Source organism: Pseudomonas sp. G5001, assembly GCF_013385475.1.
Lineage (GTDB): Bacteria > Pseudomonadota > Gammaproteobacteria > Pseudomonadales > Pseudomonadaceae > Aquipseudomonas.
On record NZ_JACAPZ010000007.1, the window covers coordinates 287,666 to 312,609 of the forward strand.

Here is a 24,944-nt window from a genome sequence, read left to right on the forward strand (position 1 = left end):
ATTCATTCGTAAACAACACGGCCAGCAGCCTGCGGCTGTCTGTCTAAAGTCGGCCGGGGTGAAGTAACGGTGTGAAGTGCTTACGTGATGATGGGCGGGGCACGGCTGCGGGCACCGGGGAACACGGTTTGCCGGGCATGGCCCAGGCGTGGGGCGGGGGTCAGGGCGTTGGCGGGCGGCGGGCTGCCGAGGGTGACAAACGACACGCTGCCAGGCAGCGCCGGGCAACTGAAGAGCAGGCTGCAATAGCCGCACTTTTCCCAGAGCACGTGGTGTTCGTCGGGTGCTTTGTGGTGATCGGTCGCAGGCTTGGCGGCGCCATGGCAGCTCGGCGCGTCCATGGACATTTCCATCGACATGCCGGCGTGATGATCCATCGGCATCGCTTGGGAAATCAGCGGACCGATAAAGATCATCAGCATGGCGAACAGGCTGATCCAGCTGCCGCGCATAAGGCCTACAGGCTTACGGCGGTGCGGGGACAACCTGGCGCGTGGGGCGCCCATCAAGGTTTATCTATTGGGCGTGCATGTGTTCGTGGCCGGCCATGGGCGGCTGCTTCTGCACTGACACTTCCACCTTCACTGGCCCGGCCTTTTCAAAGTTCAGGGTCAGCGGAAAATGCTGGCCGTCGCGCAAAATGCTGCGGTCCTTCAGGTCCAGCAGCATCACGTGGTAGGCCATGGGCGCGAACGTCAGGTCACCTTTGGCCGGCACCGCGACGCTGGTCACTTGCTGCATCTTCATCAGATCGCCCTGCATCACATGCTCATGCAGTTCGGCCTTGGCGGCCACGGGCGTGTCGACGCTGAGCAAGCGATCCGCATGCTCGCCCTGGTTATGAATCACGAAATACGCCGCGACGGTCGGCGCATTGGGCGGCAGTTCCTGAGACCAGGGTTCGCTGACCACCAGTTCGCCGACCTTGAAGTCTTCGGCATTGGCAGCAGCACACACCGGCAGCAACAACGCAGCCAGAAGCAGGGAAGATTTGAGCATGGCAGTTCTCCAGAACGGTTCTAAACGCAGTTCACTTGCGAAGAAATCAGACCGTTGGAGAGGCGCGGGGGTTAAGGCTCGGCCATTGCTGGCGCGGGGTGGGGGATTGCAATGACGGCGGCGGCAGGTCTTGCACCGCGTCGAATCTTGCGAAATACAGTGTTGGTGAATGCCCCGGCAGCGCCACTAATGGCGCCGAGCCCGAGCAGCACCAGCAATGCTGCATGGTGGAGTGATCGTCCTGCTGCGGCGCCGGAATCTCCAGCTTGCCCAGGGCAATGGCCGTCAGCTTGTTGGCATTGGAGGAGCAGAAACTGCCCCACAGCAGTTGCTTGACCGGGTCATCCGCCTGCTGCATCGCACCCGCCAGCGGCATGGCAAACGCATTGAACAGCACTGCAAGGCAGGCTATCCAGGCAATTGCAAAGCGTTGACGGGCCATGGCGGACAATCCGTAGGGTTAAGCGATCAGGTGGGTATTTAGCCTGATCGGGGAGGATAAGTAAAAAGGGGCGGTGTGGTTTGGTGTCGCAGTGCTGGGTTTGAGGATAGACGGGAATCAAGGATTTCCATTTTTTTCAAATGGGCCGCGATGTTTAGTGCGACAGCTGAATGCTGTGGGAGCTGGCTTGCCTGCGATACAGGCGACTCGGTCTTCCTGCTGGAACGAGGTGATGCTATCGCAGGCAAGCCAGCTCCCACAGTTTGGATTGTGTTCGATTCGAATGTGGAGGCCCTCCACAGAAATTTCCGACAGTGATTGGCGGTTGTCCTTGGGAAACTCAATCTCTAGTCTCCGAACACCACTGCAAACTCAGTGGTCGGGCGTCGCGGCCCGGATCCTATAGGCGCTAAGCGCCATCGTCTGCTTTCAGTTGACGCTTTTTTATCGTCTACTGTGCGGCGCTATGGTGGCTGTGCGCGGGATACCTTCGGGTATGCCGGGTTGCCTAGGGACCGGTCCGCGAACCTGCGCACAGCTGCCACCTTCCATCGCGTCGCGGCGATCAGTGGCAGCTTCACATCCCTTAGGAGCTTCACAATGATTAAACCTACCCCCAATCCCCCCTTTCGGCTGTTCACCGTAGCCGACGGAATCAGCACCGAAGACCTGTTGGTCAACCTCATTGAAACACTCGCCTCGGCCAACGCGCTGAGTTGCGACTTGGCGTTTAGCCTGGAAGGATCGAAGCGAGAGGAGTTGTTGGGCGTCGCTCAGTTGATCGAGCTGGCGGAGTTACTGGCTGATCGGGTGCACGAAGGTGGCGGAAAACGCATTTAACACTTCGATGATCGATCGTTCCTGCGCTGATGTGTGGGAATGATCCCATGAGACGCCTTTAAACGTCCCAGCTTGCTTCCCGTATGTGATTAAAGTTCACGACATCTACGCTGTGCTGATGAGCAAATCCAGCGACTCTTAGGTCATCTGTCAAAACTAGATAATTATCTTTGGCTGCACAGATAATACCGACGTCGGTAAGTCCGTAGGGCGACAGCTCATAATCGCAACTTATATCAAGAGCAGGGCAGTGAATCTCAATGACTGTCGATAATGATTTTTTTAATGTTGCGTAGAAGTCGTGAAGCTTGCTCCCATAAAGCCCGTTTGTAAGGTTGCTGACTTCCGCAAGTATATGAGGAGTTGAAATAAGCTTTTCGAATTGATCAATCACGTTAAGCAGAAGTTTGTAATCTTTGGCGGTGTACCCGCTTGTTCTTTTGAAGCCTGCAATACTGGGTGTGCCTCCGATCAGTGCCAAGAGCAGCAGGTTAGTGTCGACTATGATTCCTTTTCTTCGATATTGCCGGATATATGTTTCGATCATACTTCGCGGATCTTCATGGAGCGGAACTCGCCAGTCTCCGAGTCAATGAAGAATGTTTTATATTTTCTTGCGTACATTTGTCCCGCTAAAGATGCGCCTAATCGTTGATATTTATCAGGGGCTGGAACATTGAAGCCAAGTGTTATTGCCCACGTTTTGTCGCCTGGGTTTAACTCGACTTCCTCAAGCATCAAGTCCTGAAGCACTGTTTCCTGGCCGAGAAAGTCATTGGCTGCTGCCTTGGCAACTTGCACGGCTTCTTTGACGTCTATCATGTCAGCTCCTGAATAGAATTGAGTCTGGCTTGAACTGTTTCTGGAGTGTAGCACTTCATGTTGTGGATTCATCGCCGTCCCTTTAGTCACAAATAGAGTTGATAGAGGTGGGCGATGATCCTGATCTATCGAATGAAATCTGCCAATAACTCGATTGTTTCTGCGGGCGACAAAAGCTCCTGATCCACCGCCACCAACACCGGCCGCCTCAACACCAACACCGGCACCCCCCGCTCCCGTGCCACTTCCAGCTTCGGCTCGGTAGCCGTGCTGCCGCTGTTCTTGCTGATCAGCACATCAATCTGCCGTCGCTCAAACAATGCCCGCTCATCCTCGATCAAAAACGGCCCACGGGCGCCGATCACTTCGCAGCGTTCATTGCCGGGGTACACATCCAGTGCGCGCAGCGTCCAGAACTGCTCGGCGGGGATTTCGTCGAGGTGTTGCAACGGTTCACGGCCCAGCGTGAACAGTGGTCGCTTGAAGGGTTTCAGGGCTTCAATCAACTCCGCCCAGTCACTGACTTCGCGCCAGTCATCACCGGCCTGTGGCTGCCACGCCGGGCGGCGCAGGGCCCAGCAGGGAATGCCACACACACCCGCAGCACGGGCGGCATTGGCGCTGATCTGTGCGGCATACGGATGGGTCGCGTCCAGCACCAGCTCGATACCTTCATCGCGAATGAACTGCGCCAAACCTTCCGCGCCGCCATAGCCACCGACGCGCACCTGGCACGTAAGGTCGGTGGGAACGCGGCCAACACCCGCCAGGCTGTAGATATGTTCGGGCCCCAGTGTGCGGGCGATGGCCAGGGCTTCCGTCACGCCGCCCAACAGCAGGATGCGTTTCATAGCGGCTTGATCACTTCCAGCAGGGTGATCGGCAGCGCCTGGCGCCAGGTATCAAAGCCCCCCAGTGGCTGGGCCTGGGCCACATGAATGCGGGTCAGCTCGCCGCCGTGTTGTTCGCGCCAGGCCATCAGGGTCATTTCACTTTGCAGGGTCACGGCGTTGGCCAACAGCCGGCCGCCCGGGCGCAGGTGTTGCCAGCAAGTGTCGAGCACGCCGTCGCGGGTGACGCCGCCGCCGATGAAGATGGCGTCCGGCGCTTCCAGCCCGTTCAGGGCGTGGGGCGCGGTGCCGCGAATCAGTTGCAGGCCGGGGACGCCAAGGGCATCACGGTTATGTTCGATCAACAGTTGCCGGCCTTCATCGGCCTCGATGGCCAGGGCGCGGCAGCTGGGGTGGGCGCGCATCCATTCGATCCCGATGGAGCCGCTGCCCGCGCCCACGTCCCACAGCAGTTCGCCGGGCATCGGCGCGAGGCGGGCGAGGGTCATGGCGCGCACGTCGCGCTTGGTCAGTTGGCCGTCGTGCCTGAAGGCCGAGTCCGGCAGCCCTGCCAGGCGTGACAGGCGCGCTGTGTTGGCGTCGGCCACGCAGTCGATGGCCAGCAGATTCAACGCGGCAATCGGTTCGCCAGGCCAATCCCGGGCGATGCCGTCGATGCGCCGCTCATCCGGCCCGCCGAGGTGTTCAAACACACTCAGGCGACTTGCGCCAAACCCGCGCTCGGCCAATTGTGTGGCAATCGCCGCCGGGCTCTGGCCGTCATTGCTCAGCACCAGCAAACGCACGCCGTTGGCCAGATGCGCATTCAGCGCCGCCATCGGCCGGGCAACCACCGACAGCGTCACTACCTCTTGCAACGGCCAGCCCAGGCGCGCCGCCGCCAGGGACACGGAAGAGGGCGCCGGCAGAATCAGCAGCTCATCGGCCGGCACCTGCCGCGCCAGGCTCGCACCCACGCCATAGAACATCGGGTCGCCGCTGGCCAGCACGCACACCGCTTCACCACGCCTGGCCAGCACCGGCTCCAGGGAAAACGGGCTGGGCCACACCTGGCGTTCGCCACGGATGCACACCGGCAACAAGTCCAGCTGGCGTTGCCCGCCAATAATGCGCGAGGCGCGCAACAGGGCGTGCCGGGCGTTTCTGCCCAGGCCCTTGAAGCCGTCTTCACCGATGCCTACTACCGTCAGCCAGGGCGACATATGAATTCCTTGAACGACATCCGACGGGCAGGCTTTTCATGCCGCCGGACAAAGCAGGCATAATACCGCGCCTTTACCCGTGAACCGGTAGCCCCGTGAAACCAATACCACCGTCCAATACCTTGCGCCCCTCGGCCTGTCCGGGGTTGCTGCGTATTGTCCAGGCGTTGGATGGCGGGATTTGCCGCATCAAACTGGCGGGCGGTTTGATCCGTGCCGAGCAGGCGTTTGCCGTGGCCGACGCCGCCCAGGCCCATGCCGGCGGGGTGATCGAGGCGACCAACCGCGCCAACCTGCAGATTCGCGGGATCGGCGCCGAACAGGATGCATTGATCGCCGCCTTGCTGGCCGCCGACCTGGGCCCCAAGCGTGCCGCCGGTGATGATGTGCGCAACCTGATGCTCAGCCCCAGTGCCGGCATTGACCGCGAGATGCTGTTCGATACCCGACCGTTGGCCGACCAGATCCTCACCACCCTGGAAACCCACCCGCGTTTCCATGAGCTGTCGGCCAAGTTCGCCGTGCAACTGGACGGCGGTGAAGCCCTGGCGATGCTCGAGCATCATCACGACCTGTGGCTGTCAGCCTTCGATGCCAATGGCAACACGCTGTTGGCATTCGGCCTGGCAGGCTGCCCGGCGCGGGAAGCGCCCTTGGCGGCGGTACCTTTGGCGCAAGGGCATGCACTGGTGGTGGCGGTGCTGGAACGGTTCCTTGAACTGGCCCGGCCTGATCAGACCCGTATGCGCCATCTGCTGGCTGAAACCGCTGTGGATAACTTTTTGCGGCAGCTGAATATGCCATTGCAGCCGGTTGATGGCTTTTCAAGGCACTCCAACTCCGCGCCGCTGCACCTGGGAAGTTATCCACAGCGCCAAAAAAACCAGGTCTACGTCGCCGCCGTCGCACCCTTGGGCCGCCTGGATTCGGCGATGCTCAGGGGCGCTGCGCAACTGGCCGTCGACCATGGCGACGCCACCTTGCGTGTCACGCCATGGCAAGGCCTGCTGCTGCCCAATATCCAGGATGCGGCGGCTGTCACCGAACGCCTCGAACAGCTTGGCTTTTTGTGTTCGGTGGACCAACCCCTCGCACGGATGATCGCCTGCACCGGCGCCGGCGGTTGCGCCAAAGGCCTGTCCGACACCAAGGCCGACGCCGTGCAACTGGCCGCGCTAGCGCCCGGCCACAGCGTGCACCTGTCCGGCTGCCCGCGTTCCTGCGCGGCCGCACACACCGCGCCGGTCACCCTGCTGGCGGTAAGTCCCGGCCACTACGACCTCTATTTTCGCGACGCAGGCCTGCCCGGTTTCGGCCGCCTGCACGCGCGCACTCTTTCTATTGAAGCGGCGGGCGCCTTGTTGCGCGCTCACCCACGGAGCAACACCGATGATTGATTACATCCGCGACGGTCAGGAGATCTATCGCAACTCCTTCGCGATCATTCGCGCAGAAGCCCGGCTTGATCGCATCCCTGCCGACCTGGAAAAACTCGCGGTGCGGGTGATTCATGCCTGCGGCATGGTCGACGCCATCGACGGCCTGCAATTTTCCGAAGGTGCCGGCAAGGCCGGGCGCGAAGCCCTGGCCGCTGGCGCGCCGATCCTGTGTGATGCGCGGATGGTCTCCGAAGGCGTGACCCGTACGCGCCTGCCGGCCAACAATCAGGTGATCTGCACCCTGCGCGACGACAGCGTGCCGGAGTTGGCCCGCGAGCTGGGCAACACCCGTTCCGCCGCCGCCCTGGAGCTGTGGCGCCCGCACCTGGAAGGCAGTGTGGTGGTGATCGGCAATGCGCCGACAGCGCTGTTTTACCTGCTGGAAATGCTCGACGCCGGCGCGCCAAAACCTGCACTGATCCTCGGGTTCCCGGTGGGCTTTGTCGGCGCCGCCGAATCCAAGGCGATGCTGGCGGCAGACAGCCGCGGCGTACCGTTCGTGATCATGCAGGGCCGCCTCGGCGGCAGTGCGATGGCCGCCGCCGCGGTCAACGCCTTGGCCACGGAGGTCGAATGATGCCGGCACGCGGACGTTTGATCGGCCTGGGCGTAGGCCCCGGCGATCCGGAACTGATTACCCTCAAAGCCCTGCGCCTGCTGCGCGAATCGCCGGTGGTGGCGTACTTCGTGGCCAAGGGCAAGAAGGGCAACGCCTTCGGCATCATCGAAGACCATTTGGTGCCCCAGCAAACCCTGATGCCGCTGGTGTACCCGGTCACCACTGAAGTGTTGCCGGCGCCGCTGTCCTACGAGCAAGTGATCAGCGATTTCTACGACACCGCCAGTGTCGACGTTGCGGCACACCTGGACGCGGGGCGCGATGTGGCGGTGATCTGTGAAGGCGACCCGTTCTTCTACGGCTCCTACATGTATTTGCACGACCGCCTGGCCGAGCGCTACGAAGCCCAGGTGATCCCGGGTGTGTGCTCGATGCTCGGTGGCGCCTCTGTACTGGGCGCACCGTTGGTGTATCGCAACCAGAGCCTGTCGGTGCTTTCCGGCGTGCTGCCCCATGACGAACTCAAGCGTCGCCTGGCGGATGCCGACGCGGCGGTTATCATGAAGCTGGGGCGCAACTTCACCAAGGTGCGTCAGGTACTGGAAGAATTGGGATTGGCGAGCCGGGCGTTGTACGTCGAGCGCGCGACCATGGCCAATCAGAAAATCGTCGCCCTGGATCAGGTCGATCCGACGTCCTCGCCGTATTTCTCGCTGATCATCGTTCCCGGTGAAAGGTGGCAAGGCTGATGACGGCTCCCGCGATTGTCATCCTGGGGCAGGGCAGCCTCGCCACGGCCCGCGCTATCCAGCAGGTGTATCCCGACGCGCTGATCCACGGCCTGGCCGGGCGGGTCGAGGGTGCAGATCAGGCCTATAACGAATTCGGCGCCAGCGTGCGCCAGTTGTATCAACAGGGCACGCCGATCATCGCCCTGTGCGCCGCCGGGATTGTGATCCGCACCCTGGCGCCGCTGTTGCTGGAGAAGGGCGTCGAGCCTGCTGTACTGGCCGTCGCCGAAGACGGCAGCGCGGTGGTGCCGTTGCTCGGTGGCCTCGGTGGTGTAAACGTGATGGCGCGGGAAATCGCCGCTGCCCTGGACGTTGCCGCCGCGATCACCACCAGTGGCGAGCTGCGTTTTGGTACCTGCCTGCTTAACCCGCCCCATGGTTATCAGCTGGGGGATCTGGAACTGGGCAAACGCTTTGTCTCGGATTTGCTGGCTGGCGAATCAGTACGCATTGAAGGCGCGGCGCCGTGGCTGGATCAGGCCAACTTGCCCCAGGATCAACAGGCGCGCCTGGCGATTCACGTCGGCAGTGCCGAGCGCACACCTGCGGCCAATGAGTTGCTGATTTATCCGAAGACGGTGTTGGTTACCTGCCAGCCGGGGCCGCAACTGGCCGGGCGAATTCGTGCGGCGTTGCAGGATGCCGGGCTCGCCGTGCAGTCCCTGGCTTGCCTGCTGGCGGCTGAAACGGAGATGGCCGATTCGTCATTGCACGAAGCGGCGTTGGAGCTGGGCGTGCCATTGCGCTTCGCCGATCTGGCGCCTCAGGCGGACATCGCGATCACGGTGGCCGAGGCCCCTCTGGACCTGTCCCTGATCGGTCGTCCCCGTGGCCGCCTCGCGGTGATCGGTCTGGGCCCCGGCGCTGCCGAACTGATGGTACCGGCAGTAAAAGCCGAGCTGGCCCGCTGTACCGACGTGCTGGGTTACGAAACCTATGTGCGCATGGCCGGGCCGTTCCGCGCGGACCAGATCCAGCATTGCACCGACAATCGCGAAGAGATGCAGCGCGCGCGTCATGCCTTTGAGCTGGCGGCGCAGGGGCGTTCGGTGGTGGTGGTGTCTTCGGGTGACCCCGGTGTATTTGCCATGGCCGCTGCGGTGATCGAAGCCTTGCACGAGTCCGGCGACCCGGCCTGGCATCAGGTCGACCTGGAGATTTTGCCGGGCGTGTCGGCATCCCTCGCCACGGCGGCCCAGGCAGGTGCACCGCTGGGGCATGACTTCTGTGTGATGTCACTGTCGGACAACCTCAAACCCTGGTCGATCATCGAGAAGCGCCTGGACCTGGCGTCCCAGGCCGACCTGGCGCTGGCGTTCTATAACCCGATCTCCCGTGCGCGGCCCTGGCAGTTGGGACGCGCCCTGGAAATCGTCGCGCAGCACCGCACGCCTGAAACACCGGTGGTCTTGGGCCGTGACATCGGTCGCCCGGGCCAGACCCTGCGAGTCACCACCCTGGGGCAACTGACGCCGGAGCAGGTGGACATGCGCACCATGGTGCTGATCGGTTCGTCCACCACCTGCGTCTTTGCGCGGGCAGGTGGTGGCGAGTGGGTCTACACGCCACGTTGGTACGGCGAGAAACCCGCCTCCTGAAAACAACGGCGGCCCCGCCATGGGGCCGCCTTGAAACGTCAGTCATTGATGCCGGAAAGGTCTGCTTGCCGAGGTTTTTTTGCATCGGCTCAAGTCATACCTTTCTCTACGGCTTGAAGAAAAGCACGGCGCTTTTGTGTGCCGCCGCCTCATCCCCAGCGTTTACTCAGCTGCGCCGCCTGCAGTGATTTTTCCTGCGGGTCGTGGCGCGTCCCGTGGTCAATTTCCAGCAGCTCAAAATCCCCGGCAAGTCGACTAGTGTTGGCGTTGAGCCCCATGTTGGGGGTTATGGAGAAATGGCTATGGAGCGAAACAACAAACGGATCAACAGCGCAAAAAGGAGGAAGCTGATTGCCGCTTACCGGCTTCCGGGCGCGCCCGGCCTGGCGTCGGGGTTGAGCGCGCCGGTGAAGCCCGAGGCGGATGATGAGCTGGACGCGGCGGTGGTGAACAACAGCGTCATGTCGTTTGTGCAAGGCATGACCAGCCTCAACAAGGAGTACACCCGCAAAAGCTATTTGCTGGCGAGCAGCTACGTCAGCGATGTGCTGCGGGTCGCCCGGGGCACAGAGGCCTGGTACAACGAATTCATCAAGGTCATGAGCAGCCTCGGCTGGATGCCGGTCAGGAGCAGTTTCGAGCGGGTGTACACCTCTCGCAAGGGGCTGTCGGTACAGCTGGCGGCGCTGAACCTGATGGCGGCCACCGTGGCCTCGACGTTTCTATCGGGGCCGCTGATCAGTGTATTGCCCAAACGGGTGGCGGAGGCGGTTGAAGCCTTGAAGCAGCTCCCGGCCTCATTTGAGTTATTCAAGCGAAATACCACCACGCGTGACGGTGGCGATTTCGGCTTGGCGTCCTGCTCGGAAATCGCCGGGGAAGTTTCGATGGTGCTGGTGACGTACAGCTCCCACGGCGTCAGCAAGCAACTGGGCATACCGTTTCTGGAGTGGGACAGTGCATCCGTCGAGGCCTTCAGTGGCCGCACGTGCCTGGTGCTGAACAGCTCGGTGGTCAACGAAGACACGATTCAACTGCTGCGGGACAGCGCAGGGGACAAGGTCCGCCTGGCTATCGCCAACTACAGGATTTGATCTACGGCACCAGGTAACCGCGTACACCGGTGAAGATGATTTGTGCGGCCAGGGCGCACACGAACAGCCCCATCAACCGGCTGACAATCTGCAAGCCCTGGTCGCCGAGGATGCGTTCGATACGGTTGGACAGGTACAGCACCACGCCCACCGTCAGGCTGGCCAGGGCGATACTGAGGATCGCGGTGATCTTGTCGTCCCAGTGCGGCTGGCTGACGCCCATCACCAGCAGCGCACCGATGGTGCCGGGGCCGACGGTCAGGGGAATGGTCAGCGGCACGATGGTCACGTCCTGCTGCACGTTGTCGGTCTGCACCGCCGACTTGCCCTGGGCCATGCCCAGGGCCGAGATGAACAGCACACTGCCGGCGCCGATGCGGAAGGCGTCGACGGTGATGCCGAACACACTGAAAATCACCCGGCCGAACAGGTAGAGCAACACGCTCGATACCAGGGTGGCGAGGGCCACTTTCCAGGCCAGGCGCCGCCGCTCCTTGCTGGAGTAACCGCGAGTCAGGCTGATAAAGCAGGAGAGCACGAAGAAGGGGCTGTAGAGCACCAGCATCTTCAGGTAAACGCTGAATAGCACATGGAGCATGGGCGCGGCTCGCGGCGGGGACGAGTGGGGAGTCTATCAGGCGCCACGGAACAAATGTGGGAGCTGGCTTGCCTGCGATGACGGTGTATCAGCCAAAAAATCAGGTGTCTGATGCACCGCTATCGCAGGCAAGCCAGCTCCCACAGGGAGAGCGTATTTCAGGTCAGGTAGGTGCGTGCTCTGGCCGCTGTTGGCGCTGTGCCACCCAGTACTCCACCAACTCGCGCAATTGCGACAACTCCACCGGCTTGGCCATGTGCCCGTCCATCCCGGCCTGGCGTGCACGCTCTTTATGTTCCGAAAGAATGTGCGCGGTGAGTGCCACGATTGGCGTACGAATCCGCTGGTTGCTGACTTCCCACGCGCGCAGTTGCTGGGTCGCGGAGAAGCCGTCGAGGATCGGCATTTCACAGTCCATCAACACCAGGTCGTAGCGCTGGGCCTTCATTGCCTGCAGGGCTTCTTCGCCGTTGCTGGCGGTGTCCGGCAGCAGGTTGAGCTTGCCGAGCATGCCGCGAATCACCTTGGTGGAGATGCTGTTGTCCTCCGCCACCAGGATCCGGAAATCACTTGGCACGGTCACCGGGGCCGGCGCGCTGATCGCCGGCTGGCGTGGTTGCACGGAGCCCTTGCTGCGCTGGGTCAATTCATCGGCAAGGGTGGTCTTGAGGGTATAGCCGGCCACGGGTTTGGCGAGGATGCGCTTGATCCCGCAGTTGCGCGCGATGATCTTGCTCGGCGCATTGCTGATGCCGGTGAGCATGATCAGCAGGATGTCGTGGTTCAGGCTCGGGTCTTCCTTGATCTTCGCCGCCAGTTGCATGCCGGTCATGCCGGGCATGTTCTGGTCCAGCAGCACCACGTCAAAATAGTCCCGCAGGTGCGCCTTGGTGCGCAGCAGCGCCAGGGCTTCCTTGCCCGAAGGCACCGCACTCACGTTCAGGCCCCAGGCCGTGCATTGCTGCACCAGCACTTTGCGGCAGGTGTCGTTGTCGTCCACCACCAGCACGCGCGCGCCCTTGAGCGGGCCGTCGAGGTCGGAGGTCGGGTGCTCCAGGCGTTCCGGGTCCAGCGGCAAGGTCAGCCACAGGGTGCTGCCTTGCTGGCTGCCACTCTTGATGCCGAATTCGCCGTTCATCAACAGGATCAGCTGGCGGGCAATGACCAGGCCCAGATGGCCGCTCAGGCGGGTGGCAGAGAGGAAGTTCTTGCTGTGCAACTCGCTGTGCAGCAGGGCGTCGCGCTCGGCGGGTTCCATCGGCAGGCCGCTGTCTTGCACGGCAATGCGCAGGCGCGGTTTGCTGCTGCGCTCGTCCAGTGCGACGACGATCAGTACTTCGCCTTCATCGGTTTTTTGCAGGGCATTTTCCAGCAGGCTCAACAGTGCCTGGCGCAGCCGCGTCGGGTCGCCGCTGATCACCCGGGGTACCTGGGGCTGGATAAAGCTGATCAGCTCGACGTTCTGCTGCTCGGCCTTGGCGCGGAAAATACTCAGGCAGTCTTCGATCAGCGCGTTGAGGTCGAACTGCACATCGTCCAATTCGATCTGCCCGGATTCCAGCTTGGAGATGTCGAGAATCTCGTTGATCAGGGTGAGCAGTTCGTTGCCGGCGCTGTGGATGGTTTGCACGTAGTCGCGTTGCTTGACTGAAAGCGGGGTGCCCAGCAGCAGTTCGGTCATGCCCAGCACGCCGTTCATGGGGGTGCGGATTTCGTGGCTGATCTTCGCCAGGAATTCGGCCTTGGCGGCGATTTCGGCGTTGCTGGCCGCCAGGTCGCGGCTGAGGCTGAAGTTGTCTTCGGTGATGGCGCGCTGGCGTTCGCCCAGGGCCAGGCTCATCAACAGGCCACTGAGGCAGATAAAGCCGAGCAGGGTGATGATCAAGCCTTGTGGCGGCACCAGCGTCAGGCCCAGCAAGGCCGGGAGAATAATCAGCGTGCCGATGTTGAAGATCACCATCGCCAGCATGAACAGGCGCGCTGGGCGGTAGCCCTTTTGCCAGTGATAGGCCGAGACGAACAACATGCTCAGGCCGGCCAGCGCCACCAGGGCGTAGGTGATGATGTTCAGGGGCAAGGTGTTGACGAACAGCAGCAACAGGCCGGTCAGGACGATCAGCAGGATGTCGGCCATCAACAGCTTGTTCAGCGGATGCGGGCCCAGTGGCGCAAAGAAGCGGTAGGCAAACATCAGCCCGCATGGCGCGGTCAGCAGCAGGGCGAGGTAGGCACCGGGGGTTTGTACCGCGTGCCAGTTCGGCAACCACGGGCCCAGCACGTTGAGCAGCAGCGCAAGGCTCAGCAGCAACAGCAATTCGCAGGCGGCGAGCCACAGGCTGCTGCGGGAGCGATGGTAGGCGTAGCGGGTGAGGTTGTGCAGGATCAGCATCACCAGGCAACCGAACAGCAGCCCGTAGATCAGCGTCTGGTTCTGGTTGGCCGCAGCCAGCACGGCCGGCTCAAGGGTGATGTAGGGGCGCAGCTCGTGTTCCGAGACCATGCGCAGGTACACGTCCAGCGGCTTCTGGCTTTGCGGCATCGGCAGCATGAAGTCGCTGCTGGGCAGCGGGCGCTTGGCCTGGGGCTGGCGGGTGCCGGTAGCTTCCTGCTCCACCAGGGTGTCGCCGTCGAGTACATACAGGTTCAGGTGTGACAGGTCAGGGGCGAATACCCGCAGCACTTGCTCGTGTTTGCCGGGTTGCAGCCTGAAGCGTACCCACAACGCACCGTCCGGTTGCGCGGCGGTAATCCGGTCCAGTTCGATGGGGCTGAATTGATTGATGTAGCGGGGCGAGCGGATGTCGCTCAGTTGCAGATCGGCCTGTTCATCAAGCAATACTGCCCAGCCACTGCCTTGTGCGGCGGCCTGGGCCGGGAGCAAGCAGAGCAAGGTCAGCAGACTGACAGTGAAACCTATGGCGATCCTGAGCCAGCGCACGGCGAAATCCCTTCGTAGGTTGATGCATGGGTATAACTATGCGCGGGGCCACAAGCGTAGGGCAAGGGCCAGAGGCCCCTGCCTAACCGAACGGATAGCTGTTTACTGACTTTCGCCACGCTCACGGGCAATGGCGCGGTAGCCAATGTCGGTGCGGTAGAAGCAGCCTTTCCAGTCGATCTTCGCCGCCAGCTTGTAAGCCTGTTGCTGAGCGGCATCTACGCTGCTGCCCATGGCGGTTGCGCACAGTACGCGACCACCGGCGGTGACGACCTTGCCATCCTTGAGCGCGGTGCCCGCGTGGAACACCTTGCCTTCCAGCGTAGCAGCCGCGTCCAGACCTTCAATCACATCGCCCTTGGCGTAGTCGGCCGGGTAGCCGCCGGCGGCCAGCACGATGCCGACGCTCGGGCGCGGGTCCCACTGGGCTTCGACCTTGTCCAGGGCCTGGGCCAGCGCAGCTTCAACCAACAGCACCAGGCTCGATTGCAGGCGCAGCATCACCGGTTGGGTTTCCGGGTCGCCGAAGCGGCAGTTGAACTCGATGACTTTCGGATTGCCGGCCTTGTCGATCATCAAGCCGGCGTACAGGAAACCGGTGTATACATTGCCTTCATCGGCCATGCCGCGCACGGTTGGCCAGATGACCAGGTCCATCACGCGCTTGTGCACTTCGGCAGTCACTACCGGAGCAGGGGAGTAAGCGCCCATGCCGCCGGTGTTCGGGCCGCTGTCGCCGTCACCCACACGTTTGTGGTCCTGGCTGGTGGCCATCGGCAGTACGTTCTTGCCGTCGACCATCACGATGAAGCTGGCTTCTTCGCCGTCGAGGAATTCTTCGATCACCACGCGCGAACCGGCTTCACCGAAAGCGTTGCCGGCGAGCATGTCGCGCACGGCGTCTTCGGCTTCAGCCAGGGTCATTGCGACGATCACGCCTTTACCGGCGGCCAGGCCGTCGGCCTTGATCACGATCGGTGCACCGACTTCACGCAGGTAGGCCAGGGCCGGCTCGATCTCGGTGAAGTTCTGGTAGTCGGCGGTCGGGATCTTGTGGCGCGCCAGGAAATCCTTGGTGAAGGCTTTCGAGCCTTCCAGCTGGGCAGCGCCGGCGGTTGGGCCGAAGCAGTCCAGGCCGCGGCTGCGGAACAGGTCCACAACGCCAGCTACCAAGGGCACTTCCGGGCCGACGATGGTCAGGGAAACGTTTTTCTCGGCAAAGTCCGCCAGTTGCTCAAGGGCCAACACGTCGATGGCGACGTTTTCGCACTTGGCTTCAATGGCGGTACCGGCGTTGCCGGGGGCGACGAAAACTTTCTGGACACGTGGGTCCTGGGCAACTTTCCAGGCCAGGGCGTGTTCACGGCCACCGCTGCCAATGATCAAAACATTCATTTCAAAAACCTCAAATTCTGTAGGCGCTGCACGAGCGCTTTAATGTGGAGCCGGACACTTGTGGCGAGGGAGCTTGCTCCCGTTCGACAGCGCAGCTGGAGCCCGCTTTTGGGGGCGCTTCGCACCCCAGCGGGAGCAAGCTCCCTCGCCACAAAACCAGCTCCCACATTTCGATCGAGTTGGCTCAGTGACGGAAGTGGCGCATGCCGGTGAAGACCATGGCAATGCCGGCTTCATCAGCCGCTGCAATCACTTCTGCGTCACGCATCGAGCCGCCCGGTTGGATCACGGCGGTAACACCGGCTTTCGCGGCGTTGTCCAGGCCATCACGGAACGGGAAGAATGCGTCGGACGCCATCACCGAACCCTGCACCTGCAAGCCGGCATGTTCCGCCTTGATCGCAGCGATGCGTGCCGAATTCACGCGGCTCATCTGGCCCGCGCCGACACCGATGGTCTGGCGGTTCTTGGCGTAGACGATGGCGTTGGATTTAACGTACTTGGCGACTTTCCAGGCGAAGATCAGGTCGTTGATTTCCTGTTCGGTCGGGGCGCGCTTGGTCACCACTTTCAGATCGGCGCTGCCGATCATGCCGATGTCGCGGCTCTGTACCAGCAAGCCGCCGTTGACGCGCTTGTAGTCCCAGGCAGCGGCACGCTCGGCCGACCACTCGCCGCACGCCAGCAGGCGCACATTGGCCTTAGCGGCAACGATGGCGCGAGCCTCTTCACTGACGGATGGCGCGATGATCACTTCAACGAACTGACGCTCGACGATCGCCTTGGCGGTCTCGGCGTCCAGCTCACGGTTGAAGGCGATGATGCCGCCGAAGGCCGACTCGGTGTCGGTGGCGTAGGCCAGTTCGTACGCCTGGCGGATACCGCCTTCAGCGTCCGGGCTCACGGCCACGCCGCACGGGTTGGCGTGCTTGACGATCACGCAGGCTGGCTTGACGAAGCTCTTCACACATTCCAGCGCGGCGTCGGTGTCGGCCACGTTGTTGTACGACAGCTCTTTGCCTTGCAGTTGGGTCGCGGTGGCGATGCCGACTTCAGCAGGCTTGGCCTCAACATAGAACGCCGCGCTCTGGTGCGGGTTCTCGCCGTAGCGCATTTCCTGGGCCTTGATGAACTGGCTGTTGAAGGTGCGCGGGAACTGGCTGCGACCTTCTGTGCTGAGGGTTTCAGCGGCCTGGTTCACGGTGCCCATGTAGTTGGCGATCATGCCGTCGTAGGCAGCGGTGTGTTCGAAGGCCTTGAGCATCAGGTCGAAGCGCTGGGCGTAGGTCAGGCCGCCGGCTTTCAGGCTTTCCAGTACGTTGGCGTAGTCGCTGGCGTTCACCACGATGGCCACGTCTTTGTGGTTCTTGGCTGCCGAGCGAACCATGGTCGGGCCGCCGATATCGATGTTTTCGATGGCGGTCGGCAGGTCGCAGCCTGGCTTGTTGATGGTGGCTTCGAACGGGTACAGGTTAACGGCCACCAGGTCGATCGGCTTGATGCCGTGCTCGCTCATGATGGCGTCGTCGATACCGCGACGACCGAGGATCCCGCCGTGGATTTTCGGGTGCAGGGTCTTGACCCGACCGTCCATCATTTCTGCGAAACCGGTGTAGTCCGCCACTTCCACTGCGGCCACGCCGTTGTCCTGCAGCAGTTTGAAGGTCCCGCCGGTGGAGAGAATCTCCACGCCCAGGGCTTCCAGCTCCCGGGCAAATTCGAGGATCCCGGTCTTGTCGGAGACACTGATCAAGGCACGGCGGATCGGCAGGCGGGTAGTCTGGTCGGTCATTTCAATTTCCATCAAAAGCAAAGGAGTCAGCAAAAAAGGCGTCCGTTTTTACGCGGGCGCCTTTCTGGTTTGATTGAATGCTTACAGCAAATCGTACTGCTTGAGTTTCTTGCGCAGCGTGCCACGGTTCAGACCGAGCAGCTCACTGGCCTTGGTCTGGTTGCCCTTGACGTAGTTCATCACGCTTTCGAGCAACGGCGCTTCGACTTCGGAGAGCACCAGGTTGTACACGTCCGTGACGGCAGCGCCCTCAAGGTGGGCGAAATAATTGTGCAGCGCCTTCTCGACACTCCCGCGAAGGGTCTGGCCTTCTTCGCTCGGCGTGTTGAGGTGCTGTTTCAAATTGACGTTGTCGCTCACGGGTGTTGTTCCACTCACTAAAGTCTCGGTCATCATCGTCATGCGGCCACCCCTTCTCCGTCCCCTGTCACCAGGCTCTTGTAACGCTCGGAGAAGAACTCACGAACGTTGGCGCACTGTGCTTCCGTATCATCCAAACGATTGAAGTGGGCGCGAAACTCCCTGGCGCCCGGCAAGGTTGCGAGATACCAGCCCACATGCTTGCGAGCAATGCGTACTCCCATCACGTCTCCGTAGAAGGCGTGCAGGGCGGCCAGATGCTCTAGCAGAATACGTTCCACCTCGATCAGCTCCGGTGCCGGCAAGGTTTCGCCGGTACGCAGAAAATGCTCGATCTCACGAAAAATCCACGGCCGCCCCTGGGCAGCCCGGCCAATCAACAGGCCATCGGCGCCGGTCGCGTGCAGCACGCGCCGGGCTTTCTCGGCTGAGTCGATGTCGCCGTTGGCAAAGACGGGAATCGACACCGCCTGCTTGATCGCGGCAATGGTGTCGTACTCGGCTTCACCGGTGTAAAGGTCGGCGCGGGTGCGGCCATGCACCGCCAGCGCTGTAATGCCCGCCTGCTCGGCGATCTTCGCCACCGTCAGGCCATTCTTGTTGTCCCGGTCCCAACCGGTGCGGATCTTCAGGGTGACCGGCACATCCACTGCTGCGACAACGGCATGCAGGATCTCGCTCACCAACTGCTCATCCTTCAACAGGGCAGAACCTGCGGCCTTGTTGCAGACCTTCTTGGCCGGGCAACCCATGTTGATATCAATAATCTGCGCCCCCAACTCCACGTTGGCCCGGGCCGCATCCGCCAGCATCTGCGCATCACCGCCGGCGATCTGTACCGAGCGGGGCTCGGGATCACCTTCGTGGATCATGCGCATCCGCGATTTGCGGGTGTTCCACAGGCTCATGTCGCTGGTGACCATTTCCGAGACTACAAGCCCTGCGCCCAAACGCTTGCAAAGCTGACGAAAGGGCTGGTCGGTGACGCCCGCCATCGGGGCGAGGATCAAGCCGTTGTGCAATGTGTATGGGCCGATGCGTACCGCCGACATAGGACTTCCCTGTTGTGGGGCCGGATCATTAGAGTTCGAAAAAGGGTTGGCATGATACCCGCTCTCGATGACTGGATAAAGGCTGAATTGGATAAAATCTGAGCAGTTATTTTCTTATCGCCGCAGGTTTGGTCAAAGGCGATGCAGTCAATAATCTGCCGTCAAGCACCGGCCAGGCAGCCGTTTCACTCGGGGGAGTGGAAGCTCAGGCTGTAATTCACCGCTTTGTTGCCCGGGTCGAGGATGTCCAGGGCAATGTGGATCGGCGTCTGGGAGGGCATCTCGGTCACGCCTGCCAACTCGCCGCTGAGGTATTCGGCGGGTTTGAAGCGACGGCTGGCGATCATATTCCCGTTCATGTCGGCAAAGCGTAGCTCCAGCAGCGGGAACGGTTGGGAGAATGTCGCGCGGTTATAGATGATCGCGTCTACCACCAGGGCACCGGCAAACTCCGGGTGGCTGCGCACCACCAGGTTGCTGCTCTTGATGTGGGCGATATCGACCCGGGATGGCACGGTGCAGCCCAGTTTCGGGCACAGTTCCTGGAACCATGGGCGGTAGGCGTCCTGGCGTGCCAGGTCGTCGAATTGGTAGGCGACGTATTGTCCCGCCAGGCCGGCGGCGGCCAGCAGCACCAGCAAGCCCCAGAACAAACGGCGGCCCCAGCCGGAGGAGCGCTTCCGGGAATACAGGTGCAGCGGGTCGTCTTCCAGGTCCGAAAGCAGGTCGTCGTGGGCGCCGGCCTCGGGGCGAGGGCGCTTGCGTTTGGGCTGCGGGCGTTCCGGTTGTTCGGGTTCCGGCTCGTCTGCTACGGCGGTTACCGGTGGGTCGAGTTCGTCATCGGTGGGGCTTGTGTGCAGCGGTGGTTCGTCGTCCGGCTCGACCGCTTCAAACGACATCGACGGTTCGGTGCGCTTGGGTTTGCCTGGGCTTGCCTTGGCCGGTTGCGGTTCCTCGTCGACCGTTTGCGGGGCTTGGGCCCGTTCATCCCGGGGTTCGCTGAACAGGCTGGAGGCCCATTGCTCTTCCTCGGCCTTGGCCGTATCACGGCTGGCGCTGAGGGCATCTTCCTTTTGCCGACGATCGGCGCCGGGCTGGCGACGGTCGGCACCCACGGGTTGGGTGTGCTGGATCTCGCGGCGTTCCAGCTTGGCCAGTTCTACGTCGAGGTCCAGGTTATCCAGGTCCAGCTCTTCGGCGGTCCATTGCTTCTGGCTGATGGCTCGCGGCGCTTGGGGTGGCGGTTCTACGGCTGCCGGCGGCTCTGCCGCAGGTGGTGCCTGGGGCGCGGGCGCATTGGCGCGCTGCTCCAGCAGTTGGCGAGCGGCATTGAACACTTGCAGGCACGACCCACAGCGCACCACGCCACGGGCCACGCTCAATTGAGCGTGGTTGACGCGAAAGCGTGCTTGGCAGTGTGGGCACTGGGTGACGAAACTGTCGGTCATGCGGCCATCCGATTCATGCAGGCGCTCATTCTAGCGCCGACGACCACTGATGCGTACCCAGCCATCGCGGTTGGCGATCGGATCCAGCTCAAAATCCTGGGCGTAGGCGGCGGCAACATCTTCGCCCTGTTCGGCGAGGATGCCCGACAGCGCCAGGCGGCCGCCCGGCTTGACCAGGCTCGACAGCTGCGGCGCCAGGGAAACCAGCGGCCCGGCAAGGATATTGGCCACCAGCACGTCGGCTTGCACCTGGGGCAATTGCTCCGGCAGGTACAGCGGGAATTTCTCTTCAGCGATGTTATTGCGCCCGGCGTTATCGCGGGAGGCTTCCAGGGCTTGCACGTCGATATCGGTACCGACCGCTTCCTTGGCGCCCAGCAGCAGGGCAGCGATCGCCAGGATCCCCGAGCCACAGCCGAAGTCCAGCACGTTGCAGTCTTTCAGGTCCTGGCCATCGAGCCATTCCAGGCACAGCGCGGTGGTGGGGTGGGTGCCGGTGCCGAACGCCAGGCCCGGGTCCAGCAGCAGGTTCACGGCGTCAGGCTCGGGGGCGGCGTGCCAGCTCGGCACGATCCACAGGCGCTGGCCAAAACGCATTGGCTGGAAGTTGTCCATCCAGCTGCGTTCCCAGTCCTGGTCTTCGATGATTTCGCTGTGATGCTCCGGCAGCGGGCCGCCGGTGAGCAGTTCCATGTGGGCCAGGACGCTGGCGGCATCGGTGCCGTCTTCGAACAGGGCCAGCAGATGGGTGTGGGACCACAGCGGGGTGGTGTTGAGCTCGGGTTCGAAGATCGGCTGGTCTTCGGCGTCCATGAAGGTCACCGACACGGCGCCCACTTCGAGGAACGCGTCTTCGTAGGTTTCGGCTTGTTCTGGGCTGATGGCGAGACGGACTTGCAGCCAAGGCATGGCGGGCACCTTTGAAAAAATGAGTGTGCAGCGGGGTAGGGCTGCGAAAGACGCGCAAGTTTACGCGAGCGAACAGCAGAAGACGACTGTACTGCTGGTGTACACAGAACAAAATGTGGGAGCGGGCTTGCTCGCGAATGCGGTGTGTCAGTAATGGATGTGTTGACTGGCACACCGCATTCGCGAGCAAGCCCGCTCCCACAAGGGGAATGTATCCATCCAGAAAAATCGGGTGGGCAGAAACAACAAAACCGCCCGAAGGCGGCTTTGTTGGGTGGAGCACTTCGCTTACTGATTAGCCAGCTTGTGTTCCAGGTAGTGAATGTTCACACCACCTTCGCAGAAGCCTTCATCGCGAACCAAGTCCCGATGCAGCGGGATGTTGGTCTTGATGCCGTCTACCACAATTTCGTCCAGGGCATTACGCATACGGGCCATGGCCTCGTCGCGGGTGGCGCCCCAGGTGATCAGCTTGCCGATCAGCGAGTCGTAGTTGGACGGAACCTTGTAGCCGCTGTACAGGTGCGAATCCACACGTACGCCGTTGCCGCCGGGCGCGTGGAAATGCTTGACCAGGCCAGGGCTTGGGATAAAGGTTTTCGGGTCTTCGGCGTTGATCCGGCACTCCAGGGAGTGGCCGTGGATCTTCACATCATCCTGGGTAAACGACAGCTTGTTGCCAGCGGCGATGCTCAGCATCTCCTTGACGATGTCGATACCGGTGACCATCTCCGAAACCGGATGCTCTACCTGCACACGAGTGTTCATCTCGATGAAGTAGAAACGGCCGTTCTCGTACAGGAACTCGAAAGTGCCCGCGCCACGGTAGTTGATGTCGATGCACGCCTTGACGCAGCGAGCCAGTACTTCCTGGCGAGCTGTTTCGTCCAGGCCCGGTGCCGGCGCTTCTTCCAGCACCTTCTGGTGACGACGTTGCAGCGAGCAATCGCGGTCACCCAGGTGGATGGCGTGGCCCTGGCCGTCGGACAGTACCTGCACTTCCACGTGACGTGGGTTGGTCAGGTACTTTTCTAGGTAGACCATCGGGTTGCCGAACCAGGCGGCAGCTTCCGAGCGAGTCTGCTTGGCGGCTTCGATCAGTTCTTCTTCCTTGTGCACCACGCGCATGCCGCGACCACCACCGCCACCGGCGGCCTTGATGATCACCGGGTAACCGACTTCGCGACCAATGCGCAGGGCGGTTGCCTCGTCTTCAGGCAGCGGGCCGTCGGAACCTGGAACGGTAGGTACGCCGGCCGCGATCATGGCGTCCTTGGCCGATACCTTGTCGCCCATCAGGCGAATGGTTTCGGCTTTCGGGCCGATGAAGGCAAACCCGGATTTCTCCACCTGTTCGGCGAAATCGGCGTTTTCCGCGAGGAAGCCGTAGCCGGGGTGGATGCCATCAGCGCCGGTCACTTCAGCGGCGGCGATGATGTTCGAGACTTTCAGGTACGAGTTCGTGGCCAGTGGCGGGCCGATGCAGATGCTTTCGTCCGCCAGTTTCACGTGCATCAATTCGGTATCGGCCGTCGAGTAAACAGCGACGGTCTTGATGCCCTCTTCCTTACAGGCGCGCAGGATACGCAGCGCGATCTCGCCGCGGTTGGCGATCAGGACTTTTTGCAGTTTCTTCGCAGGTTTCAACATCGAAGGCGCTCCGCGGTTCAAACGATGGTGAACAGCGGCTGGTCGTACTCAACCGGCTGACCGTTTTCTACCAGGATGGATTCGATGACGCCGGCTTTTTCCGCCGTGATGTGGTTCATCATCTTCATCGCTTCAACGATGCAGATGGTGTCGCCCACTTTCACGGTTGCGCCGACTTCAACGAAGGCTGGCGAGGTCGGTGCCGGGGTGCGGTAGAAGGTACCGACCATTGGCGACTTGACCACGAAACCGTTCAGTTTTGGAGCCGCAGGGGCTTCGGCAGCAGCCGCGACCGGAGCAGCCGCCACGGGTGCAGCGGCCGGAGCCGGCGCTTGCATCTGTGGTGCGTAGAACTGTTGGGCCGGGGTCTTGCTGTGACGGCTGATCCGTACGGACTCCTCGCCTTCCTTGATCTCCAGCTCGTCGATACCGGATTCTTCCAGCAGTTCGATCAGTTTCTTAACTTTACGGATATCCATGAATCATCAACTCCCAAAGGGTCGGTCAGGGGCGCTTGGCCGTGTCTTCAAGCTGTTCCAGGGCGGCCTCCAGGGCCAGTCGGTAACCGCTGGCGCCAAGGCCGCAGATCACTCCTACCGCAACGTCGGAGAAGTAAGAGTGATGGCGGAAAGGTTCGCGTTTGTGCACGTTCGATAAATGCACTTCGATGAATGGGATGCTCACCGCCAGCAGCGCGTCACGTAATGCAACGCTTGTGTGCGTAAAAGCGGCGGGATTGATCAGGATAAAGTCCACGCCTTCGCTGCGCGCGGCATGGATGCGATCAATCAGTTCGTACTCGGCATTGCTTTGCAGGTAGAGCAAATGGTGGCCGGCATCACGTGCCCGTCGTTCCAGATCGAGGTTGATCTGTTCGAGGGTCACTGCCCCGTAGACGCCCGGTTCGCGGGTGCCGAGCAGGTTCAGGTTGGGTCCGTGAAGAACCAGTAAGGTCGCCATCGGCTGTTCCTTGTTATTGATGTGGGCACGGTAGAACCCGGCGACTATGCCGCAAAGGCTTTGTGACTGTCCAGTTCTATGCAGTAGGCAGCACGATTAGCGAGGATTGCGCAAAATATGTGACCGCAAGGCTGAATCCGGTCAGTGTGGGAGCTGGCTTGCCTGCGATGGCGGTGGTTCAGCCGCCACATGCGTTGACGGGTGCGCCGCCTTCGCGAGCAAGCCCGCTCCCACATTTTGATCTTCACAAGACGGGAGAGCCGGTCAGACGCGGAATGCCTGCACGGCGGTGTTGAGTTGCCCGCCTAGTACCAATAAGTGCTCGCCCTGGCGGCGTCCCTGGCCAATTCGCAGCAAGTTGTCCTCGCCCAACTGGTGAATCCTCTCACTGTTATCGCGGATTTCACTCACGGCGCCACTTTGCTGGGCCGTCACATCGGCGATCCGCACGGCGGTGTCGGAAATGGTCTGGATCGCCCCGACGATTTCATCCAGCGCGCCGTCAGCCGCCTGGGCTTGTTCGGCAGTGGCCTCGGCGTGTTCGACCTGGGCACGCATGCCTTCCACCGATTGCCGGGCGGCGGTTTGCAGGCCGGCGATCAGGTGCTGGATTTCGGCGGTGGCGCCAGCGGTGCGCTGGGCCAGGGAGCGCACCTCATCGGCCACCACGGCGAACCCGCGCCCGGCTTCACCGGCCCGGGCGGCTTCGATGGCGGCGTTCAGCGCCAGCAGGTTGGTCTGGTCGGCAATCGAGCGAATCACCGTGAGTACGCCGCCGATGGTCGCGGACTCTTCGGCGAGTTTCTCGATCATCTGCGCATTTATCTGCACTTCGCCGACCAATGCGTGCAACCCGGTCAGGCTCAGGCCGATTACCCGTTGGCCCTGCTCGACGGCCTGGCCCGCGCTGCGGCTGGCCTCGGCAGCCTGGCTGGCGTCGCCGGCAACCTGCTGGATAGTCGCTTCCAGTTCGCCCAGGGAATCGCGAATTTGCGCGGTATCACCGGCCTGGCGCTCGGCCCCGTCGTGCATGCCGCTGCTCAACTCCGCCAGCGCGCTGCTGCTGCCGGCCACTTGCTCGGCGTTGCCTCTGATGGTGCCCACCAGGTCCACCAGGTAGGCGCGCAGGCGGTTCAGGGACTCTTCGATATCGTGCAGTTCGCGGTTGGTCTTGCCCAGGGCAATGTGTTGGCTGAAGTCACCTT

The 24,944-nt window shown here is 61.9% G+C and carries 24 protein-coding genes and 1 pseudogene; 6 read left to right on the forward strand and 19 right to left on the reverse strand.

All coding sequences use genetic code 11. The annotated features are described in order from the left end of the window. Positions 1–80 precede the first annotated feature (80 nt). From HX805_RS07150 to HX805_RS07160, 3 genes are all read right to left on the reverse strand, one after another. Complete coding sequence (locus tag HX805_RS07150; protein WP_087693135.1) at positions 81–452, reverse strand: DUF2946 domain-containing protein; 372 nt, start codon at positions 450–452, stop codon at positions 81–83. 64 nt (positions 453–516) lie between these two features. Next, positions 517–999 carry a copper chaperone PCu(A)C gene (locus tag HX805_RS07155; RefSeq protein ID WP_003217354.1) on the reverse strand — a complete coding sequence of 161 codons (483 nt, stop codon included), beginning with the start codon at positions 997–999 and terminating at the stop codon, positions 517–519. 46 nt (positions 1,000–1,045) lie between these two features. Further along, the gene (locus tag HX805_RS07160) at positions 1,046–1,441 is read right to left on the reverse strand and encodes a DUF2946 domain-containing protein (protein WP_008439034.1); all 396 of its coding nucleotides are present in this window, start codon (positions 1,439–1,441) and stop codon (positions 1,046–1,048) included. A 600-nt stretch (positions 1,442–2,041) separates the two neighbouring features. Between HX805_RS07160 and HX805_RS07165 the strand changes: the two genes are divergently transcribed. Continuing rightward, positions 2,042–2,281 carry a DUF6124 family protein gene (locus tag HX805_RS07165; protein ID WP_003217349.1) on the forward strand — a complete coding sequence of 80 codons (240 nt, stop codon included), beginning with the start codon at positions 2,042–2,044 and terminating at the stop codon, positions 2,279–2,281. A 58-nt stretch (positions 2,282–2,339) separates the two neighbouring features. Here the strand turns inward: HX805_RS07165 and HX805_RS07170 are convergent, their stop codons facing one another. The 4 genes from HX805_RS07170 to cbiE form a co-directional block, all read right to left on the reverse strand. Then, positions 2,340–2,828, reverse strand: a complete 489-nt coding sequence (locus HX805_RS07170) for a PIN domain-containing protein (protein ID WP_003217347.1) — start codon at positions 2,826–2,828, stop codon at positions 2,340–2,342. Beyond that, the gene (locus HX805_RS07175) at positions 2,825–3,103 is read right to left on the reverse strand and encodes a hypothetical protein (protein ID WP_003217345.1); all 279 of its coding nucleotides are present in this window, start codon (positions 3,101–3,103) and stop codon (positions 2,825–2,827) included. Before HX805_RS07175 ends, HX805_RS07170 begins: the two co-directional genes overlap by 4 nt. Positions 3,104–3,228: 125 nt before the next feature. Next, positions 3,229–3,954 carry a cobalt-precorrin-6A reductase gene (locus HX805_RS07180; protein ID WP_177080371.1) on the reverse strand — a complete coding sequence of 242 codons (726 nt, stop codon included), beginning with the start codon at positions 3,952–3,954 and terminating at the stop codon, positions 3,229–3,231. Further along, on the reverse strand, positions 3,951–5,156 hold the full coding sequence (gene cbiE, locus HX805_RS07185) for a precorrin-6y C5,15-methyltransferase (decarboxylating) subunit CbiE (protein WP_177116716.1): 1,206 nt from the start codon (positions 5,154–5,156) through the stop codon (positions 3,951–3,953). Before cbiE ends, HX805_RS07180 begins: the two co-directional genes overlap by 4 nt. Positions 5,157–5,251: 95 nt before the next feature. Here cbiE and cobG point away from each other — a divergent pair, with 95 nt between their 5' ends. The 5 genes from cobG to HX805_RS07210 all read left to right on the forward strand — a co-directional run bounded on the left by cobG (position 5,252) and on the right by HX805_RS07210 (position 10,637). Further along, a complete protein-coding gene (cobG, locus tag HX805_RS07190; RefSeq protein ID WP_371317068.1) occupies positions 5,252–6,553 on the forward strand; it encodes a precorrin-3B synthase in 1,302 nt (433 codons plus the stop codon). Next, a complete protein-coding gene (locus HX805_RS07195; protein ID WP_003217338.1) occupies positions 6,546–7,172 on the forward strand; it encodes a precorrin-8X methylmutase in 627 nt (208 codons plus the stop codon). Before cobG ends, HX805_RS07195 begins: the two co-directional genes overlap by 8 nt. After that, positions 7,172–7,903: a precorrin-2 C(20)-methyltransferase gene (locus tag HX805_RS07200; RefSeq protein WP_003217336.1), complete on the forward strand. Its 732-nt coding sequence runs from the start codon at positions 7,172–7,174 to the stop codon at positions 7,901–7,903. Before HX805_RS07195 ends, HX805_RS07200 begins: the two co-directional genes overlap by 1 nt. After that, entirely contained in the window at positions 7,903–9,543 is a 1,641-nt protein-coding gene (gene cobJ, locus HX805_RS07205; RefSeq protein WP_177049159.1) for a precorrin-3B C(17)-methyltransferase, read from the forward strand. Before HX805_RS07200 ends, cobJ begins: the two co-directional genes overlap by 1 nt. Positions 9,544–9,845: 302 nt before the next feature. Then, a complete protein-coding gene (locus HX805_RS07210; protein WP_102606174.1) occupies positions 9,846–10,637 on the forward strand; it encodes a hypothetical protein in 792 nt (263 codons plus the stop codon). A gap of 1 nt (position 10,638) precedes the next feature. Here the strand turns inward: HX805_RS07210 and HX805_RS07215 are convergent, their stop codons facing one another. From HX805_RS07215 to HX805_RS32550, 12 genes and pseudogenes are all read right to left on the reverse strand, one after another. Continuing rightward, positions 10,639–11,235: a MarC family protein gene (locus HX805_RS07215; protein WP_003217330.1), complete on the reverse strand. Its 597-nt coding sequence runs from the start codon at positions 11,233–11,235 to the stop codon at positions 10,639–10,641. 163 nt (positions 11,236–11,398) lie between these two features. Then, entirely contained in the window at positions 11,399–14,173 is a 2,775-nt protein-coding gene (locus HX805_RS07220; RefSeq protein ID WP_177116717.1) for a hybrid sensor histidine kinase/response regulator, read from the reverse strand. Positions 14,174–14,275: 102 nt separating this feature from the next. After that, entirely contained in the window at positions 14,276–15,568 is a 1,293-nt protein-coding gene (gene purD, locus HX805_RS07225) for a phosphoribosylamine--glycine ligase (protein ID WP_003217326.1), read from the reverse strand. 184 nt (positions 15,569–15,752) lie between these two features. Beyond that, entirely contained in the window at positions 15,753–17,360 is a 1,608-nt protein-coding gene (gene purH, locus HX805_RS07230) for a bifunctional phosphoribosylaminoimidazolecarboxamide formyltransferase/IMP cyclohydrolase (protein ID WP_003217323.1), read from the reverse strand. An 81-nt stretch (positions 17,361–17,441) separates the two neighbouring features. Further along, positions 17,442–17,762 carry a DNA-binding transcriptional regulator Fis gene (fis, locus tag HX805_RS07235; RefSeq protein ID WP_003186237.1) on the reverse strand — a complete coding sequence of 107 codons (321 nt, stop codon included), beginning with the start codon at positions 17,760–17,762 and terminating at the stop codon, positions 17,442–17,444. Continuing rightward, positions 17,759–18,772 (reverse strand): tRNA dihydrouridine synthase DusB, encoded by a 1,014-nt coding sequence (dusB, locus tag HX805_RS07240; RefSeq protein ID WP_003217321.1) that lies wholly within the window; start codon positions 18,770–18,772, stop codon positions 17,759–17,761. The genes fis and dusB overlap by 4 nt, the downstream gene beginning before the upstream one ends. A 185-nt stretch (positions 18,773–18,957) precedes the next feature. Further along, a complete protein-coding gene (locus HX805_RS07245; RefSeq protein WP_102606176.1) occupies positions 18,958–20,220 on the reverse strand; it encodes a DUF3426 domain-containing protein in 1,263 nt (420 codons plus the stop codon). 30 nt (positions 20,221–20,250) lie between these two features. Continuing rightward, a complete protein-coding gene (gene prmA, locus HX805_RS07250; protein WP_003217316.1) occupies positions 20,251–21,129 on the reverse strand; it encodes a 50S ribosomal protein L11 methyltransferase in 879 nt (292 codons plus the stop codon). A gap of 288 nt (positions 21,130–21,417) precedes the next feature. Next, the gene (accC, locus tag HX805_RS07255; RefSeq protein ID WP_003217312.1) at positions 21,418–22,779 is read right to left on the reverse strand and encodes an acetyl-CoA carboxylase biotin carboxylase subunit; all 1,362 of its coding nucleotides are present in this window, start codon (positions 22,777–22,779) and stop codon (positions 21,418–21,420) included. Between the two features lie 17 nt (positions 22,780–22,796). Next, positions 22,797–23,258, reverse strand: coding sequence for an acetyl-CoA carboxylase biotin carboxyl carrier protein (gene accB / locus HX805_RS07260; protein ID WP_003217309.1), 462 nt, complete (start codon positions 23,256–23,258; stop codon positions 22,797–22,799). A 25-nt stretch (positions 23,259–23,283) separates the two neighbouring features. Next, complete coding sequence (gene aroQ, locus HX805_RS07265; RefSeq protein WP_003217307.1) at positions 23,284–23,739, reverse strand: type II 3-dehydroquinate dehydratase; 456 nt, start codon at positions 23,737–23,739, stop codon at positions 23,284–23,286. Between the two features lie 264 nt (positions 23,740–24,003). Further along, positions 24,004–24,498, reverse strand: a pseudogene (locus HX805_RS32550) (methyl-accepting chemotaxis protein); the annotation flags it as partial. Positions 24,499–24,944: the final 446 nt, after the last annotated feature.

Coding starts and splice junctions, on each gene's coding strand:
- HX805_RS07150 (WP_087693135.1), bottom strand. CDS start 452: ATGCGCGGCAGCTGGATCAGCCTGTTCGCCATGCTGATGATCTTTATC.
- HX805_RS07155 (WP_003217354.1), bottom strand. CDS start 999: ATGCTCAAATCTTCCCTGCTTCTGGCTGCGTTGTTGCTGCCGGTGTGT.
- HX805_RS07160 (WP_008439034.1), bottom strand. CDS start 1,441: ATGGCCCGTCAACGCTTTGCAATTGCCTGGATAGCCTGCCTTGCAGTG.
- HX805_RS07165 (WP_003217349.1), top strand. CDS start 2,042: ATGATTAAACCTACCCCCAATCCCCCCTTTCGGCTGTTCACCGTAGCC.
- HX805_RS07170 (WP_003217347.1), bottom strand. CDS start 2,828: ATGATCGAAACATATATCCGGCAATATCGAAGAAAAGGAATCATAGTC.
- HX805_RS07175 (WP_003217345.1), bottom strand. CDS start 3,103: ATGATAGACGTCAAAGAAGCCGTGCAAGTTGCCAAGGCAGCAGCCAAT.
- HX805_RS07180 (WP_177080371.1), bottom strand. CDS start 3,954: ATGAAACGCATCCTGCTGTTGGGCGGCGTGACGGAAGCCCTGGCCATC.
- cbiE (WP_177116716.1), bottom strand. CDS start 5,156: ATGTCGCCCTGGCTGACGGTAGTAGGCATCGGTGAAGACGGCTTCAAG.
- HX805_RS07195 (WP_003217338.1), top strand. CDS start 6,546: ATGATTGATTACATCCGCGACGGTCAGGAGATCTATCGCAACTCCTTC.
- HX805_RS07200 (WP_003217336.1), top strand. CDS start 7,172: ATGCCGGCACGCGGACGTTTGATCGGCCTGGGCGTAGGCCCCGGCGAT.
- cobJ (WP_177049159.1), top strand. CDS start 7,903: ATGACGGCTCCCGCGATTGTCATCCTGGGGCAGGGCAGCCTCGCCACG.
- HX805_RS07210 (WP_102606174.1), top strand. CDS start 9,846: ATGGAGCGAAACAACAAACGGATCAACAGCGCAAAAAGGAGGAAGCTG.
- HX805_RS07215 (WP_003217330.1), bottom strand. CDS start 11,235: ATGCTCCATGTGCTATTCAGCGTTTACCTGAAGATGCTGGTGCTCTAC.
- purD (WP_003217326.1), bottom strand. CDS start 15,568: ATGAATGTTTTGATCATTGGCAGCGGTGGCCGTGAACACGCCCTGGCC.
- purH (WP_003217323.1), bottom strand. CDS start 17,360: ATGACCGACCAGACTACCCGCCTGCCGATCCGCCGTGCCTTGATCAGT.
- fis (WP_003186237.1), bottom strand. CDS start 17,762: ATGACGATGATGACCGAGACTTTAGTGAGTGGAACAACACCCGTGAGC.
- dusB (WP_003217321.1), bottom strand. CDS start 18,772: ATGTCGGCGGTACGCATCGGCCCATACACATTGCACAACGGCTTGATC.
- HX805_RS07245 (WP_102606176.1), bottom strand. CDS start 20,220: ATGACCGACAGTTTCGTCACCCAGTGCCCACACTGCCAAGCACGCTTT.
- prmA (WP_003217316.1), bottom strand. CDS start 21,129: ATGCCTTGGCTGCAAGTCCGTCTCGCCATCAGCCCAGAACAAGCCGAA.
- accC (WP_003217312.1), bottom strand. CDS start 22,779: ATGTTGAAACCTGCGAAGAAACTGCAAAAAGTCCTGATCGCCAACCGC.
- accB (WP_003217309.1), bottom strand. CDS start 23,258: ATGGATATCCGTAAAGTTAAGAAACTGATCGAACTGCTGGAAGAATCC.
- aroQ (WP_003217307.1), bottom strand. CDS start 23,739: ATGGCGACCTTACTGGTTCTTCACGGACCCAACCTGAACCTGCTCGGC.